Source organism: Xanthomonas translucens pv. undulosa (assembly GCF_017301775.1).
Lineage (GTDB): Bacteria > Pseudomonadota > Gammaproteobacteria > Xanthomonadales > Xanthomonadaceae > Xanthomonas_A > Xanthomonas_A translucens.
Genome location: NZ_CP063993.1, coordinates 3,200,975 through 3,216,141 on the forward strand (window position 1 = coordinate 3,200,975; position 15,167 = coordinate 3,216,141).

The window sequence follows — 15,167 nt, forward strand, 5'->3', positions numbered from 1 at the left end:
GCCATGATCGATACATTGCTTGTCTATGCGCTCGCGCTGCTGCTGGGGTGGCCGTTGGGCCTGTACCTGGCCAAGGTGATGCGCGGGGCGCCGATGCGCGGCGACGCGCTGTTCGGCTGGATCGAACGCCCGCTGTACCGCCTGCTCGGCACCGACCCGGCGCGCGGCATGCACTGGCGCGGCTATGCCGGCGCGTTCCTGGCCAGCAACCTGGTGCTGGGCGTGCTGGTGTTCGGGTTGTTCGTGACCCAGGCGTGGCTGCCGCTGAATCCCGATGCGGTGCCGAACATGCGCTGGGACGTGGCCCTGCACAGCATGGTCTCGTTCCTGACCAACACCGACCAGCAGCATTATTCCGGCCAGGCGCAGCTGTCGTATCTGTCGCAGGCGGTGGGCGTGGTCGGACTGCAGTTCGTCACCCCGATGATGGGCCTGGCGCTGGTGGTGGCGACCTTGCGTGCGCTGTTCGGCGGGCGAACGGCCGCAGCGAGCGGCGGTACCCAGCAGGCCACGCTCAGCGTCGACGAAGCCGACGTCGGCAACTACTGGGCCGACGTGATCCGGCCGACGCTGCGCTTCCTGCTGCCGCTGTGCCTGCTGTGGACCGTGTTGCTGACCCAGCAGGGCGTGCCGTCCACGCTGGCCGCCGGCCCCACCGCGACGCCGCTGGACGCCAGCGCCGGCATGGCCGCGCAGAAGATCCCGCTCGGCCCGGTCGCCGCGATGGTGGCGATCAAGCAGCTCGGCACCAACGGCGGCGGCTGGTACGGCCCCAACAGCGCGATGGCGCTGGAGAACCCGACCCCGTTCTCCAACCTGCTGGAAGCGCTGGCGATCGTGCTGATCCCGGTGGCGATCGCGTTCATGGTCGGCCCGTTCACCGGCCGGCGCAAATTCACCGCGCTGGTGTTCGGCAGCATGCTGGCGATGTCGCTGGCCTCCACCGCGGTGTCGGTGTGGTCCGAAGGCCATTCGGCCAGCACCGCGAGCGCGGCGCTGATGGAAGGCAAGGAGGTGCGCTTCGGCGTGGATGCGTCGGCGGCGTGGTCGTCGCTGACCACGCAGACCTCCAACGGTTCGGTCAATGCGATGCACGATTCGCTGGCGCCGCTGACCGGCGGCGTGGCCATGATCAACATGCTGGTCAACGCGATCTGGGGCGGCATCGGCTGCGGCCTGCAGCAATTCCTGGTGTATCTGCTGCTCAGCGTGTTCCTGGCCGGATTGATGACCGGACGCACGCCGGAGTTGTTCGGGCGCAAGATCGAAGCCGGCGAAGTGCGCCTGCTGGCCTTGCTGATCCTGCTGCAGCCGCTGGTGCTGCTCGGCTTCACCGCGGTGACCCTGGCCATGCCGGCAGCGATCACCGCCACCTCCAATCCCGGCTTCCACGGCATCAGCCAGGTGTTCTACGAGTACACCTCGGCCTTCGCCAACAACGGCTCCGGCTTCGAAGGCCTCGGCGACGGCATCCCCTGGTGGAACCTGACCTGCACGCTGGTGCTGATCCTGGGCCGCTATCCGGCGCTGATCGTGCCGCTGATCGTGGCCGCGCAGATGGCACGCAAGCGCGTGGCGCCGGAAACCGGCGGCAGCCTGCAGGTGGAAACGCCGACCTTCGCGCTGACCCTGATCGCGGTCATCGCGGTCCTGACCGTTCTGCAATTCACGCCGGCACTGGTGTTGGGCCCGATCGCCGATCACCTGACGCTTGCCGCGCACTGAGACCACGACCATGAGCACCCCGCTTCCGCAAGCTTCTTCCTCCGTCCACAGGCCCGGCCTGCTCGACGGCCCCGCGCTGCGCGCCGCGTTGCGCGCCAGCGTGCTGAAACTCTCGCCACGCCACCTGCTCGGCAGTCCGGTGATGGCGGTGGTGTTTGCCGGCACCTTGCTGTCGGCGTTGATCACCGCGGCCGGGCAGGGCGCGCCCGGCTTCGGCTGGGCGGTGACCGCGATCCTGCTGATCACCGTGCTGTTCGGCAATTTCGCTGAAGCGGTGGCCGAGGCGCGCGGTCGCGGCCAGGCCGCGTCGCTGCGGCGCGCACGCAAGGACCTGGTGGCGCGCCGGGTGAGCAGCGCGCAACTGGACGGCGAAACCAGCATTCCCGCCGCCGAACTGAAGCCGGGCGACCTGGTGGTGATCTCCGCCGGCGAACTGATCCCGGCCGACGGCGAGATCGTGCACGGCGTGGCCACCATCAACGAGGCCGCGGTCACCGGCGAATCGGCGCCGGTGCTGCGCGAGGCCGGTACCGACCGCTCCGGCGTGATCGGCGGCACCAAGGTGCTGTCCGACGAGATCGTGGTGAAGGTCACCGCCGAGCCCGGCCACAGCTTCCTGGACCGCATGATCGCGCTGGTCGAGGGCGCCAACCGGCAGAAGACCCCGAACGAGATCGCGCTGACCATGCTGCTGGCGGCGATGACCCTGACCTTCCTGATCGTGGTCGCGAGCTTGCCGGTGATCGCCGGCTTCGTCGGGGTCACGGTCGATCCGTTGCTGCTGATCGCGCTGCTGGTGTGCCTGATCCCGACCACCATCGGCGGGCTGCTGCCGGCGATCGGCATCGCCGGCATGAACCGTGCGTTGTCGGCGAACGTGCTGGCCAAGTCGGGCAAGGCGGTGGAAGTGGCCGGCGACGTCGACGTGCTGCTGCTGGACAAGACCGGCACCATCACCCATGGCGACCGCCAGGCCACCGTCTTCCATGCGCTCAGCGGCGTCGATGCGCTGCAGCTGCGCGAGGCGGCGATGCTGTCCTCGCTGGCCGACCCGACCCCGGAAGGCAAGTCGATCGTGCGCCTGGCGCGCGAACAGGGCATGCCGCTGGCCGATCCGGACGGCGCCAGCTTCGTCGCCTTCACCGCGCAGACGCGCATGTCCGGCGTGGATCTGGCCGCGCAGGGGCAGCAGGCGCCGCGTTCGATCCGCAAGGGCGCGGCCGATGCGGTGATCCGCCACGTCACCGCGCTGGGCGGGCAGGTGCCGGCGGAACTGAAGGGCCGCGTCGAGCAGGTGGCGCGCAGCGGCGCCACGCCGCTGGTGGTGGCCGAAGGCCGGCATGTGCTCGGCGTGGTCGAGCTGTCGGACGTGGTCAAGCATGGCGTACGCGAGAAGTTCGCGCGGCTGCGCGCGATGGGCGTGAAGACGGTGATGATCACCGGCGACAACCCGCTCACCGCCGCCGCGATCGCCGCCGAGGCCGGCGTGGACGACTACATCGCCGAGGCCACGCCGGAAGACAAGCTCGCGCGCATCCGCGCCGAGCAGGCCGGCGGGCGCCTGGTGGCGATGGTCGGCGACGGCACCAACGATGCGCCGGCGCTGGCCCAGGCCGACGTCGGCCTGGCGATGAACTCGGGCACGCAGGCGGCCAAGGAGGCCGGCAACATGGTCGATCTGGATTCGGATCCGGCCAAGCTGCTGGCGGTGGTGGAAGTTGGCAAGCAGCAGCTGATCACCCGTGGCGCGCTGACCACCTTCTCGCTGGCCAACGATGTGTCCAAGTACTTCGCGATCCTGCCGGCGCTGTTCGCCGCCTCGATCCCGCAGATGGCGGCGCTGAACGTGATGCACCTGTCCAGCCCGACGCATGCGGTGCTGGCCGCGCTGATCTTCAACGCGCTGGTGATTCCGGCGCTGATCCCGCTGGCGTTGCGCGGCGTGCGCTTCACCCCGGCCACGGCGACCTCGCTGCTGCGCCGGAACATGCTGATCTACGGCGTCGGCGGCGTGCTGCTGCCGTTCGTCGGGATCAAAGTGATCGACATGATCCTGGTGGCGCTGGGCTGAGCCCGGCGCCGATCTTCCGCTTCCTTTCCGGATCTCCCGCGATGAACGTTTCCCCGGTTTCCTCTTCCTACCGCGAACCGCTGCGCTGGCGCGCGGCGTTGCTGCTGCCGCTGCTGGTGCTGGGCGCCGCCTTGCTGTACTCGCTGCTCGCCACCGTGGTCGCCGGCGCGCTGTTCCCGGCGCAGGCCAACGGCAGCCTGCTGCAACGCGACGGCCACGTGCTCGGCTCGGCGCTGGTGGCGCAGCCGTTCGCCGCGCCCGGCTATTTCCAGCCGCGTCCGTCGGCGGCCAAGTTCGATCCGATGGCCGCGGCCGGCAGCAACCAGGCGCGCAGCAATCCCGAACTGCAGAAGCGCATCGCCGACGCGCGCGCCAGCGTGGCCGCGCGCGACGCCGTCGCCCCGGCGCAGGTGGCGGACGACCTGCTGACCCAGTCCGGCAGCGGCATGGATCCGGACATCAGCGTGGCCGCGGCCCAGCAGCAGGTGGCGCGCGTGGCCAAGGCGCGCGAACTGCCGGTGGCCACCGTCGCCGCGCTGGTCGCCGCGCAGGTGCAGCCGCGCCAGTTCGGCGTGCTCGGGCAGCCGCGGGTGAATGTGCTGGGGCTGAATATTGCGTTGGATGAAGTCGGGACTCGGGACGGAGGAGCCGGGACTCGGGACCCGGGACTCGGGACCCGGGAAAATCAAAAGCAATAACCAACAGCCCGCACTGTACGCTTTGCGAGTCCCGAGTCCCCCGAACCGCACCCATGCCCGATCCCCGCACCCAACAGGCCGATGCCTTGATCGGCGCACTCCAGCGCGAACGCGGCGGACGCCTGACCGTGTTCCTGGGTGCGGCGCCCGGGGTCGGCAAGACTTACGCGATGCTGTCGCGCGCGCGCCAGCTGCAGCAGCAGGGCAGCGAGGTGGTGGTCGGGGTGGTCGAGACCCATGGCCGGGCGGAAACCGCGGCGTTGCTGGACGGGCTGGCCGTGCAGCCGCGGCAGCGCGTGGAGTACCGCGGCCGCATCCTCGACGAAATGGACCTGGACGCGCTGCTGGCACGGCGCCCGCCGCTGGTGCTGGTCGATGAGCTCGCCCACCGCAACGCGCCCGGCAGCCGCCACGAGCGGCGCTGGCAGGATGTGGAGGAACTGCTCGACGCCGGCATCGATGTCTACAGCACGGTCAACATCCAGCACCTGGAAAGCCTCAACGACGTGGTCCACCGCATCACCGGCATCCGCGTCAGCGAGACCGTGCCCGATGCGCTGTTCGACCGGCTGCGCGACATCGTGCTGGTCGATCTGCCGCCGCGCGAACTGATCGAACGCCTGCAGCAAGGCAAGGTGTACCTGCCCGAGCAGGCGGGGCAGGCGCTGCAGGCGTTCTTCTCGCCGTCGAACCTGGCCGCGCTGCGCGAACTGGCGATGCAGACCGCGGCCGACCGCGTCGACAACGACCTGCGCGACTCGCAGGCCGCGCAGGGCCGCACCGGCGTGGCCTTGCGGCGGCGGGTGCTGGTAGCGATCGACGGGTGCGGCCAGTCCGACTACCTGGTGCGGGTGGCGCGGCGCCTGGCCGAACGCCGCGGCGCGCCATGGAGCGTGGTCACCGTGCAGACCCAGGCGCAGCCGGAGGAAGCCTGGCAGCTGGAGATCGATCGCGCCTTCGCACTGGCGCGGCGGCTCGGCGGCGACGCCGCGCTGCTGCACGGCGCCAGCGTGGCCGACGCGCTGCTCGACCATGCCGCGCACAACGGCGTGTCCACGCTGCTGCTCGGCCGCACCCGCGAGCGGCCGCTGGCGCGGATGATCAACCGCACGCTCACCCAGCAGCTGCTGCAGCGCGGCGCGCACTACGAACTGGTCATCATCAGCTCGCCGGAGGCGCGCGCGCGCGCGCGGCGGCGCTGGCGCAGTCCCGGCCACTGGCTGTCGCGCGACGACCTGGTGTTCGCCACCGTCGCTTCGCTGCTGGCGGTGGCGGTGAGCTGGATCGCCGAGCGCTGGGTCGGCATCGACGACCTGTCGATGGTGTTCATCGTTGCGGTGGTCATGGTCGCGGCGAAGACGCGCATGGCCGCCGCGGTGCTGTCGGCGTTGCTGAGCTTCTTCGCCTACAACTTCTTCTTCATCGAACCGCGCTACACGCTGCACATCGGCGCGCGCCAGGGCGTGGTCACGGTGTTGCTGTTCCTGGTCGCGGCGCTGGTCGCCGGGCGGCTGGCGTCGCGGCTGCGCATGCAGGTGCTGGCGCTGCGCGCGGTCAACGCGCAGACCACCGCGCTGCAGCGGCTGGGCCGGGAACTGACCAGCGCCGCCGACCTGGGCCAGGTGCTGGAGGCCGGGCGCCGCGCGCTGGCCGCCACCCTCGAGGCCGAGGCCTGGGTGCGGCTGCAGCCGCTGGAGGCGGCGCATGCCGCCGCACAGGACGGCGCACACGACTACGCGCCGTCGATGGCGGCGGTGGACCGCAGCGCCGCCGACTGGGCGCAGCGCCACGGCCAGGCCACCGGCCGCTTCACCGACACCCTGGCCGGCGCCAGCTGGTGGTTCCTGCCGGTACGCCACGAGCGCGGCGCGATCGGCGTGGTCGGGCTGAAGTTCGCCGCCGGCGTGCAGCGCCCGGGGCTGGAGCAGCAGCGCCTGGCCGAGGCCATGGTCGAGGACATCGGCCAGGCCGCGCTGCGCACGCGGCTGGTGGCCGACCTGGAAAGCGCGCGGGTCAGCGGCGAAACCGAACGCCTGCGCTCGGCGCTGCTGTCGTCGGTGTCGCACGATCTGCGCTCGCCGCTGGCGGCGATGATCGGCGCGGCCAGCAGCCTGGCCAGCTACGGCCAGGCGATGGACACCGCCGACCGCCACAGCCTGCTGGAGACGATCCAGCTGGAAGGCGAGCGCCTGGACCGCTACATCCAGAACCTGCTGGACATGACCAAGCTCGGCCACACCGGGCTGACCTTGAACCGCGACTGGATCGACGTGGACGAACTGATCGGCTCGGCCGCGCGGCGGCTGCAGCGCTACCAGCCGCAGGTGCGCCTGGACATCGCCCTGGCCGCCGGGCTGCCAACGCTGTGGGTGCATCCGGCACTGGTCGAGCAGGCGATTTTCAACGTGCTGGAGAACGCGGCGAAATTCTCGCCGCAGGGCGAGGCGATCCGCGTCGCCGCGGCGATGGTCGACGGGCGCCTGCGCATCGACATCGGCGACCGCGGACCGGGCATTCCCGAGGACGAGCGCGCGCGCATCTTCGACATGTTCTACAGCGTCGAGCGCGGCGACCGCGGCCGCCACGGCACCGGCCTGGGCCTGACCATCTGCCAGGGCATGATCGGCGCGCACGGCGGCAGCGTCGAGGCGTTGCCCGGCAGTGATGGCCGCGGCACCACGATCCGCATTACTCTGCCGTTGATCGAACCCGCCGCCCCGCCGCCCCGCCCCGATGCCGACTGACTCCCACGCCGATCCGATTCCGCCGCCGCGCGTGCTGGTCATCGACGACGAGCCGCAGATCCGGCGGTTCCTGGACATCAGCCTGCGCGCGCAGGGCTACCGCGTACTGCAGGCCGCCACTGGCGGCGACGGCCTGGCGCAACTGGCCGCGCACGGCGCCGAACTGGTGGTGCTGGACGTGGGCCTGCCCGACCAGGACGGGCACAGCGTGCTGCGCGAACTGCGCCAGTGGTCCACCGTGCCGGTGATCATGCTCACCGTGCGCGCTGGCGAGGCGGAGAAGGTGCAGGCGCTGGACGCCGGCGCCAACGACTACGTGACCAAGCCGTTCGGCGTGCAGGAACTGATGGCGCGCATCCGCGTGCTGCTGCGCATGCAACCGGCGGCCGGCGAAGCCGAACCGGTCTTCGACGACGGCCACCTGCACATCCACCTGGGCCTGCGCGAAGTGCGCCTGGACGGCGAACCGCTGCCGCTGAGCCGCAAGGAATACGCACTGCTCGCGCTGCTGCTGCGCCACAGCGGACGCGTGCTCACCCAGCCGCAACTGCTGCGCGAAGTGTGGGGACCGACCCACCAGGAAGACACCCACTACCTGCGCATCCTGGTCGGCAAACTGCGGCAGAAACTCGGCGACAGCGCGGTGGCGCCGCGCTACATCGCCACCGAGCCGGGTGTGGGCTTGCGCTTCGTCGGTACGAGCGAACGCAGCGCCTGAATCGCTCCTGCAAGCTGGCCAGTACACTGTAGGAGGGGCTTCAGACCCGGATTCCCACGTCGTCAGCCGTTTCCACTGCGTTCGTCGCGGCTGAAGCCGCTCTACAACAAGCGGTCGCCGGTTGCGTGCGCGCGGTATCAGGCCGATTCTTGCGAGTCCCGAGTCCCGAGTCCCGTTCACGCCTCCGGCAACACCTTGCCAGGATTGAGAATGCCGTCCGGGTCCAGCGCGCGCTTCACCGCGCGCATCGCGTCCAGCGTGGCCGTGTCGAAGGCCTGCGCCATGTAGTCGCGCTTGGCCACGCCGATGCCGTGTTCGCCCGACAGCGTGCCTTCCAGTGCCAGCACCAGCGCGAACAGGCGCGGCAACGCGGCGTGCGCACGCGCGGTCTCGCTGGCATCGTCAGGCGCGTACATGATGTTGACGTGCAGGTTGCCGTTGCCGGCATGGCCGAAGGCGACGATCGGCAGGTCGAATTCCGCCACCAGCGCTTCCACTCCGGCGACCAGTTCGGGGATGCGCGACACCGGCACCACCACGTCTTCGTTGATCTTGCCCGGCTTGATCGTGCGCAGCGCCGGCGACAGCGCGCGGCGCGCGGCCCACAGCCGGTCGCGTGCGGCGCCGTCGGTGGCCACGTCCAGCGACAGCAGGCCGTCGCCTTCAGCCGCCGCGCCCAGCGCCTGCAGTGCATAGGGCAGGGTGTCGTGGTCGCCGTCGGCCTCGATCAGCAGCATCGCGCCGGCCTCGGGCACCTCGCTGCCGTTGCGGCGCAGCAGGGCGAGCGCGCTGCGGTCCATGAATTCCAGCATCGCCGGCGTGGTCGGCTGCGCCATCAGCCGCGACACCGCCGCTGCGGCGCTGGCGGCATCGCGATAGAACGCGCGCAGCCCGGCTTGCGCCAACGGCCGCGGCGACAGTTTCAGCGTGGCTTCCACGATCAGCGCCAGGGTGCCTTCGCTGCCGACCAGCAGGTGGGTCAGGTCGTAGCCGGTGGCGTCCTTGGTGTAGGCGCCGCCGCAGCGGATCAGTTCGCCGGCGCCGGTCACCGCGACCACGCCGAGCACGTTGTCGCGGGTGGCGCCGTACTTCACCGCGCGCGGGCCGCCGGCATTGGTCGCCAGGTTGCCGCCGACGCTGCAGATCTCGGCGCTGGACGGATCCGGCGGCCAGAACAGGCCGTGCGGCTCCAGCGCCTGTTGCAGGTCGCCGTTGAGCACGCCCGGCTCGACCACCGCGCAGCGGTCCTGCGGGCGCAGCTGCAGGATGCGGTTCATGCGCGCGAACGACAGCACCACGCCGCCGCCGAACGGCACCGCGGCGCCGGCGGTGCCGGTGCCGGCGCCGCGCGCGACGATCGGCACGCGGTGCGCGCGGCAGGCGCGCACGATCGCCTGCACCTGTGCGCGGGTCTGCGGCAGCGCCACCGCGTCGGCCAGCGCCCAGCGCCGCGAGTCGTCTTCGCCGTAGCTGCGGCGGCTGGTGTCGTCGGTGCGCCAGCCCTCAGCACCCAGCAGTGCGGCGAGAGTGTCGGTCAAGGTGGCAGGCAGTGGTGTGGTCATGGCGGCGATCGCGAAGCGGGAGAGGGAGGCGCTTGCACCGGTTTCCAGGTGCCGACCGCCAGCGCCAGCGGCAGCCACACCCAGCGCACTTCGGACCACAGCGTGGCCATGCCGCGCGCGCCGAGCAAGCCGTTGGCGAAAGGCGAGACGCGGATCGGCCGCCACGGCGCGCACCAGCGCTGCTCGCTCCACGGCCACGCCAGCGCAACGCCGAGGCCGCCGCAGGTCCGCGCATCGAGCAGCGGGTGCGAGACGGTGCAGACGAACATCCAGGTCGCCGCGCTTCCTTGCCCCGAGCATGCGCAAGCGCGGCGCGACCTGCTTGGGCATGGATGGCACGCCCTGGGCACGTCAGCAGTCGTCGGCGCGGAACGCATCGCGCAGCCAGGTCAGCCGTGGCGGTTCGCCTTCGGCCTCGACCACGTCGAAACGGCACGGCCAGTTGGCGTAGTGCGGATGCGCGGCCAGAAATAGCTGCGCAGCCACCACCAGCCGGCGACGCTTGCGCCGGTCGACCGAGGCGGCGCCGCCGCCGAACGCGTCGTTGCGTCGGTAGCGCACCTCGACGAACACCAGGCACTGCGCCTGCTGCATCACCAGGTCCAGTTCGCCGCCGCGGTAGGCGACGTTGGCGGCGATCAGCTGCAGGCCGGCGCGCTCCAGTTCGGCGCGCGCCGCCGCTTCCACGTCGTTGCCGCGTTGCCGGCGGTCAACGCCCATCGGGCAGCGGCGTCGCGCGGCCGCCGCTGAAGGTGGACCAGGCCGGGGTGCGCAGGATGTTGCCGAAGCCGTCCAGGTGCAGCACGCCGGTGGCGCCGCGCAGGTTGGCCTCGGCGCCGGTGGCGAGCTTCTCCAGGTAGGCGCTGATCTGCCAGGCGTCGTAGCCGAACGCGAACAGGCGTGCGGCCTGGCCGCGCGCGGTCGGCAGGGTTTCGGCCACGCTGCTCGCCGCCGGCAGGCCGCCGACGCCGCGCACGTTCCACAGTTCGCTCGGGTAGGCGATGCCATCCAGCACCAGGTCGTCCTCCGGCTTGCCGGTGCCCAGCACCAGCTGCGAGGTCGCCACCCGGCTCTTGCCGGCGAAACCGGCCAGCGCCAGTTGCGGCGCCAGCGCGCGCGCGGTGCTGCCCTTCACCGCCAGGAACACCGCATCGGCGGCGCTGGCGTTGCGCAGCTGCGCGCCGACATCGCCCGGCACTTCGGCCACGCTGACGCTGGCGGCGACCTTGCCGCCGCGCTCGCTGAAGCGCTCGCGAAACGCGGCCACCGCGCGGCGGCCGTTGTCGTCGTTGCTGCCGACCACCAGCGCATTGCGGCGCTCGTGTGCCAGCAGGTACTCGGCGGCGGCGATGCCGTCGTCTTCCGGCGCCAGCGAGAAGCCGGCGTTGCCGGCCGGCGGTGTGCTGGTGCCGCGATTCAGTGCCAGCAGCGGCACCGGCAGCGCGTCGCGCGCGAACAGCGCGCTGACCTCGTCGCGGCCGAGCGGGCCAACCACGAAGTCGGCACCGCCGTCGATCGCCTTCTGGTAGGCGGCCAGCGCGCCGGCCGCGGTGCCGGTGGTGTCGATGAAGTCGATCTCCGGACGGCGCCGGGTCTCGCCGTAGTAGCCGGCCAGCAGGCCGTCGCGCACCGGCGCGGCAACGTTTGCCAGGGTGCCGCTCAGCGGCAGCAGCACCGCCAGCTTGGCCGGCGGACGGTAGCCGTCGCGCTCGGCCGGCGGCCGCTTGCTGGTGTCGAAGCCCCACTGCTCGCCGCGGTCGAACGGATGCGGCAGCGCCAGGCCGCGGCTGATCAGCGCGCGCCCGGCGAAGTTGTACAGCGGGTCGCCGGCCGGCAGCGCGGCGGCGCGCGCCTTCAGGGTGGCGTCGTCCAAGGCCGCCAGCTGGCGCACGATGGCGCGCTGGTTGTCGCTGCGCGCCTGGCCGGTCAGGCCGATGTCGGCGCGGGCGCGTTCGTCCAGCGCCGCGGTGGCGTCGCCGGTGCCTTCCAGCGCCTGCGCGCGGGCCAGGTGCCAGCGCGCGCGCAGGTTCTGCGGCACCGCCTGCGGATCGCTGCCCAGCGCCTGCAGCGCCTGCGCCGGCTGGCGGTCGACCAGGGCAAGCTCGGCGTTGACCAGGGCCAGCCGCACCTTGCTCAGGCCCGACAGCTGGCGCGGCTGCACCTGCGCGGCCAGGCTGCGCGCGCGCGCGGCGTCGCCGCTCTCGTACCAGGCGAAGGCGGCATCGGCCAGCAACTGGTTGCGCTCGCTGCCGGCGGCGGCGGCGGCCTGCGCCTCCAGCTGCAGCGCCGCTTCCCGCGGCTGGCCCCGCTCCAGCAGCAGCAGCGCCGCGGACTGGGCCGGCGACGACGCGCTCTGCGTCACGCTGGTGGTGGCGCAACCGGCGAACAGCAGCGCCAGCAGCGCCAGGGCGGAAATCCTTGCGAATCGCTTGTTCATTTCTGGTCCATTCGGCAGGGCACGCCTGGGCGCGCCGGGGAAAACCGCTACGATTCTACCCTTGACCATGGAAAGCCGTAGATGAGCGCCCAGCCCGGAACCCTGCATGTCGTCGCCACGCCGATCGGCAATCTTGCCGACCTGACGCCGCGCGCGCAGGAGGTGCTGCGCGCGGTCGCCGCGATCTGCGCCGAGGACACCCGCCGCAGCGGCCAGCTGCTGGCGCATTTCGGCATCGACAGGCCGCTGCTCGCGCTGCACGAGCACAACGAGGACGCGCTGGCGCAGCGCATCGTCGCGCGCCTGCTCGGCGGCGAGTCGCTGGCCCTGATCAGCGACGCCGGCACCCCGCTGGTCAGCGACCCTGGCTACCGGCTGGTCCGCGCCGCGCGCGAGGCCGGGGTGCGGGTCAGCCCGGTCCCCGGCGCCTGCGCGGCGATCGCCGCGCTCAGCGTGGCCGGCCTGCCCAGCGACCGTTTCAGCTTCGAGGGCTTCCTGCCGGCCAAGGCTTCCGGCCGCCGCGAGCGCCTGGCGCGGCTGGCCGGCGAGCCGCGCACTTTGGTGTTCTATGAATCGGCGCACCGCATCGTCGAGTCCCTGGCCGACTGCCGCGCCGCGTTCGGCGACGCGCGCCCGGCTGTGCTGGCGCGCGAGCTGACCAAGCTGTTCGAGACCGTGCTTGACGGCAGCCTGGCCGCGCTGCAGGCGCGGGTGGAAGCCGACGCCAACCAGCGCAAGGGCGAGTTCGTGCTGATCGTGCAGGGCGCCGGCGACGATGCCGACGCGCAACTGACCGAGGGCCGCCGCGTCTACGCCACGCTCAGCGCGCATCTGCCGCCGTCCACCGCCGCCAAGCTGGCCGCGGAGATCACCGGGGCGCCGCGCAAGGCCTTGTACGGGGGCTGAGACGGCCGCAACACCGAGCGCATGCCGGCCGGCCTGCAGCGGGTAATCGCGCATCTGCCGTTTCCGGGCGCATGCGCTGTCAGGCCACTGCCGGGCAGCGGAACCCTGCTTGTTCGGCTTCCCATCCCAGCATCGCCAACCCGATGCTCCTGGGGATGGGCTTCTCGCCGCTGCGGTAATAGGCCAGCATGCGCCGGCTCACGCCCAATACCGCAGCGGCCGAATCCAGCGTCAGGTCGTGGCGATGCATCCAGGCGAGGACCTGCTGGTGCGAGTAGTCGCCGGCCTGCTCGATGGCGAGGGCCCGTAGGTTGTCGCTGGCGAGTGCCAGGTCATCGTTGCCGCCGAAGATGACGCCGCGTTTCCATTCGTCGAGCGAGACCTTGCAGAACACATGCGGCATCCGCGCCTGCTTCAGGGAAGGGGGTGAGGCCAGGACTTCGCTTACATCGACCATGCAGGCGAAGCCGTCGGCGAAGGTCAACGCAAGTTCGCCGGTTGCGATGGCCTTCACCTGGGTAATGACGAATTGAGGCTGGTTCATGGATTCAACTCCTGCCATCGGGTGACGCAGGCGGCCTTGTTCGCGGCGGCCCATTCCAGTGCCGCACTCAGCTCGCGCCGGCTCAGGTGGCCGGAGAGAACCGCAAGGGTTTCGATGACGGTCAAGGCTTCTCGACCATCCTTGGTGCGGACGTGGAATGGAGTGGAAAGTGGTCGGCTGCGTACAGCGTGACGTCGCTGCTGGCGAAACGGACGATGGTCGGCACGGTCCCAAATAGTGCAACCATTGCATCGGCGCAATCGGGGTGGGGCCGTCCCGGGCGCGTGTGTCGGCTTCGTCACAGCCAGGCCCAACGCCTCCGAACCCGGGAGTCTGCCGGGCGTCTGGAGATTTTTGAGAAAGTGGCGGAGCCGGCCGATAAGCCGGGTTCTGTCGTGGACAGTCATTCTTCTAGGCGCCGCGTCACCGCGGCGCTCCAGCAACCTACCCGGACCCGACGCGGGCAGCGCCATGAGGTCCCTATTTGGTCTTGCTCCAGGTGGGGTTTGCCGTACCGGTCCGTTACCGGACTCGCGGTGCGCTCTTACCGCACCATTTCACCCTTACCGGTCTGCTTGCGCAGACTTAGGCGGTATCTTTCTGTTGCACTTTCCGTCGGCTCGCGCCGCCCAGGCGTTACCTGGCACCTTGCCCTATGGAGCCCGGACTTTCCTCGGCACCCCGCTGCACCGAAATGCACCGGGATGACGCGACTGTCTGGCCGACTCCGCCGTACCTATTGTCGCATGTGCGGCGCCACCGCGCCGCGCACGTTGGTGACCACGCTGCAGCGGCCGGCATCGTCCAGGCCCACCCAACTGCCGCCGGAACGCAGATCGCGCCCGGCCAGCGCCCGCTGTGCCGGCGCCGCCCAGCGCTGCAGCGGCGCAGTCGGGCGGGCATGGAATTCGTCGCGGTTGCCGACCAGCAGCAGGCGCCAGCACGGGTGCGAGTGGAGGGCGAGGGCGGCCAGGCACATGGGCCGGGATTGTGCGGCTTTGCGCAGTGGCATGCGAGGCGGTCCGGAGCGGGCCTGGCAGCTGGCCGCTGTCTTAACGCCTTGTGCACAGGGCTGAATTTCCGCTCAATCTCAAAATATGAGATGAAACAGCAACTTGTGGATAAGCTTTGAACAAGTCTCTAAAGAATGGCGCAAGCCATTGATGTGGCTGGCGATTTATCGCTCGCAAAGTTGTTGACAACCTTTCGGGCGCTGCTAAGGTGGGTACTCGAGGGGAAACCGGGTTTTTTGTGGTTTTTCGTGGTTCAATGACCGTCCAGGCGGATTTGAAAAGGTGTAGGCGTCGTGTTTCAGGGCGAGACCGCAATCACAGTAGACGACAAGGGGCGTATGGCGGTTCCCACCGCGTACCGCGACCTCGTCGTGCGTGCGAGCGGCAATCGGCTGGTGCTGACCTACAACCCGTTCGAAGCCGGGTGCCTGTGGCTGTACGCGGAAAAGGAATGGGAGCGGGTCCGTGACGACGTCATGGCCAAGCCCAACACCCAGCGCGTGGTGCGGGTCCTGCAGCAGAAGCTGGTGGGTTCCTCGGCCGCGCTGGAGCTGGACGCCAACAGCCGCATCACCATCCCGCCGAGCCACCGCGCTGCGGTGGGCATCGAAAAGCGCGCCGTGCTGTTGGGCATGGGCGACAAGTTCGAACTATGGAGCGAGCAGGCTCATCGCGCACTGATCCAGCAGACATTGTCTGATGAGGATCTGGGCGATGGATTGCTCGATTTGAAGTTGTGAGCCGGGGTG

The 15,167-nt window shown here is 70.6% G+C and carries 12 protein-coding genes, 1 other RNA gene and 2 pseudogenes; 7 read left to right on the forward strand and 8 right to left on the reverse strand.

From position 1 onward, the window contains the following. Positions 1–3 precede the first annotated feature (3 nt). From kdpA to ISN38_RS13590, 5 genes are read left to right on the forward strand one after another with little or no spacing between them, the layout of a single operon-like run. On the forward strand, positions 4–1,725 hold the full coding sequence (gene kdpA / locus ISN38_RS13570) for a potassium-transporting ATPase subunit KdpA (protein WP_003466174.1): 1,722 nt from the start codon (positions 4–6) through the stop codon (positions 1,723–1,725). A gap of 10 nt (positions 1,726–1,735) precedes the next feature. Continuing rightward, on the forward strand, positions 1,736–3,796 hold the full coding sequence (kdpB, locus tag ISN38_RS13575; RefSeq protein ID WP_003466171.1) for a potassium-transporting ATPase subunit KdpB: 2,061 nt from the start codon (positions 1,736–1,738) through the stop codon (positions 3,794–3,796). Positions 3,797–3,837: 41 nt separating this feature from the next. Beyond that, complete coding sequence (gene kdpC / locus ISN38_RS13580; RefSeq protein ID WP_003466168.1) at positions 3,838–4,494, forward strand: potassium-transporting ATPase subunit KdpC; 657 nt, start codon at positions 3,838–3,840, stop codon at positions 4,492–4,494. 53 nt (positions 4,495–4,547) lie between these two features. Beyond that, the gene (locus tag ISN38_RS13585) at positions 4,548–7,238 is read left to right on the forward strand and encodes a sensor histidine kinase (RefSeq protein ID WP_047325293.1); all 2,691 of its coding nucleotides are present in this window, start codon (positions 4,548–4,550) and stop codon (positions 7,236–7,238) included. Then, the gene (locus tag ISN38_RS13590; RefSeq protein ID WP_003466157.1) at positions 7,228–7,956 is read left to right on the forward strand and encodes a response regulator; all 729 of its coding nucleotides are present in this window, start codon (positions 7,228–7,230) and stop codon (positions 7,954–7,956) included. The genes ISN38_RS13585 and ISN38_RS13590 overlap by 11 nt, the downstream gene beginning before the upstream one ends. Before the next feature lie 176 nt (positions 7,957–8,132). Here ISN38_RS13590 and ISN38_RS13595 read toward each other — a convergent pair whose 3' ends face one another. From ISN38_RS13595 to ISN38_RS13610, 4 genes and pseudogenes are all read right to left on the reverse strand, one after another. Then, positions 8,133–9,518: an FAD-binding oxidoreductase gene (locus tag ISN38_RS13595; protein WP_003466154.1), complete on the reverse strand. Its 1,386-nt coding sequence runs from the start codon at positions 9,516–9,518 to the stop codon at positions 8,133–8,135. Continuing rightward, positions 9,515–9,799 (reverse strand): annotated as a pseudogene (locus ISN38_RS13600) (metal-dependent hydrolase); the annotation flags it as partial. The gene ISN38_RS13595 and the pseudogene ISN38_RS13600, both read right to left, overlap by 4 nt. 70 nt (positions 9,800–9,869) lie before the next feature. Next, complete coding sequence (locus ISN38_RS13605; RefSeq protein WP_003466143.1) at positions 9,870–10,238, reverse strand: YraN family protein; 369 nt, start codon at positions 10,236–10,238, stop codon at positions 9,870–9,872. Next, on the reverse strand, positions 10,228–11,955 hold the full coding sequence (locus ISN38_RS13610; protein ID WP_058195557.1) for a penicillin-binding protein activator: 1,728 nt from the start codon (positions 11,953–11,955) through the stop codon (positions 10,228–10,230). The genes ISN38_RS13605 and ISN38_RS13610 overlap by 11 nt, the downstream gene beginning before the upstream one ends. Positions 11,956–12,036: 81 nt before the next feature. On the opposite strand from ISN38_RS13610, the gene rsmI reads away from it, so the two are divergent. Then, positions 12,037–12,861: a 16S rRNA (cytidine(1402)-2'-O)-methyltransferase gene (gene rsmI / locus ISN38_RS13615; protein WP_047325291.1), complete on the forward strand. Its 825-nt coding sequence runs from the start codon at positions 12,037–12,039 to the stop codon at positions 12,859–12,861. A gap of 79 nt (positions 12,862–12,940) precedes the next feature. On the opposite strand, the gene ISN38_RS13620 is transcribed toward rsmI, so the two are convergent. From ISN38_RS13620 to ISN38_RS13635, 4 genes and pseudogenes are all read right to left on the reverse strand, one after another. Then, the gene (locus ISN38_RS13620) at positions 12,941–13,405 is read right to left on the reverse strand and encodes a DUF2442 domain-containing protein (RefSeq protein ID WP_003466132.1); all 465 of its coding nucleotides are present in this window, start codon (positions 13,403–13,405) and stop codon (positions 12,941–12,943) included. Continuing rightward, positions 13,402–13,530: a DUF4160 domain-containing protein gene (locus ISN38_RS13625; RefSeq protein WP_157291310.1), complete on the reverse strand. Its 129-nt coding sequence runs from the start codon at positions 13,528–13,530 to the stop codon at positions 13,402–13,404. The genes ISN38_RS13620 and ISN38_RS13625 overlap by 4 nt, the downstream gene beginning before the upstream one ends. A 238-nt stretch (positions 13,531–13,768) precedes the next feature. Next, positions 13,769–14,134, reverse strand: an RNA gene (gene rnpB / locus ISN38_RS13630) — RNase P RNA component class A. A gap of 25 nt (positions 14,135–14,159) precedes the next feature. After that, a pseudogene (locus ISN38_RS13635) lies at positions 14,160–14,384 on the reverse strand (NRDE family protein); the annotation flags it as partial. A 372-nt stretch (positions 14,385–14,756) separates the two neighbouring features. Between ISN38_RS13635 and ISN38_RS13640 the strand changes: the two are divergent. Next, complete coding sequence (locus tag ISN38_RS13640) at positions 14,757–15,158, forward strand: division/cell wall cluster transcriptional repressor MraZ (RefSeq protein ID WP_003466125.1); 402 nt, start codon at positions 14,757–14,759, stop codon at positions 15,156–15,158. Positions 15,159–15,167: the final 9 nt, after the last annotated feature.

Coding starts and splice junctions, on each gene's coding strand:
- rsmI (WP_047325291.1), top strand. CDS start 12,037: ATGAGCGCCCAGCCCGGAACCCTGCATGTCGTCGCCACGCCGATCGGC.
- ISN38_RS13620 (WP_003466132.1), bottom strand. CDS start 13,405: ATGAACCAGCCTCAATTCGTCATTACCCAGGTGAAGGCCATCGCAACC.
- kdpB (WP_003466171.1), top strand. CDS start 1,736: ATGAGCACCCCGCTTCCGCAAGCTTCTTCCTCCGTCCACAGGCCCGGC.
- kdpC (WP_003466168.1), top strand. CDS start 3,838: ATGAACGTTTCCCCGGTTTCCTCTTCCTACCGCGAACCGCTGCGCTGG.
- ISN38_RS13640 (WP_003466125.1), top strand. CDS start 14,757: ATGGCGGTTCCCACCGCGTACCGCGACCTCGTCGTGCGTGCGAGCGGC.
- ISN38_RS13595 (WP_003466154.1), bottom strand. CDS start 9,518: ATGACCACACCACTGCCTGCCACCTTGACCGACACTCTCGCCGCACTG.
- kdpA (WP_003466174.1), top strand. CDS start 4: ATGATCGATACATTGCTTGTCTATGCGCTCGCGCTGCTGCTGGGGTGG.
- ISN38_RS13610 (WP_058195557.1), bottom strand. CDS start 11,955: ATGAACAAGCGATTCGCAAGGATTTCCGCCCTGGCGCTGCTGGCGCTG.
- ISN38_RS13605 (WP_003466143.1), bottom strand. CDS start 10,238: ATGGGCGTTGACCGCCGGCAACGCGGCAACGACGTGGAAGCGGCGGCG.
- ISN38_RS13585 (WP_047325293.1), top strand. CDS start 4,548: ATGCCCGATCCCCGCACCCAACAGGCCGATGCCTTGATCGGCGCACTC.
- ISN38_RS13590 (WP_003466157.1), top strand. CDS start 7,228: ATGCCGACTGACTCCCACGCCGATCCGATTCCGCCGCCGCGCGTGCTG.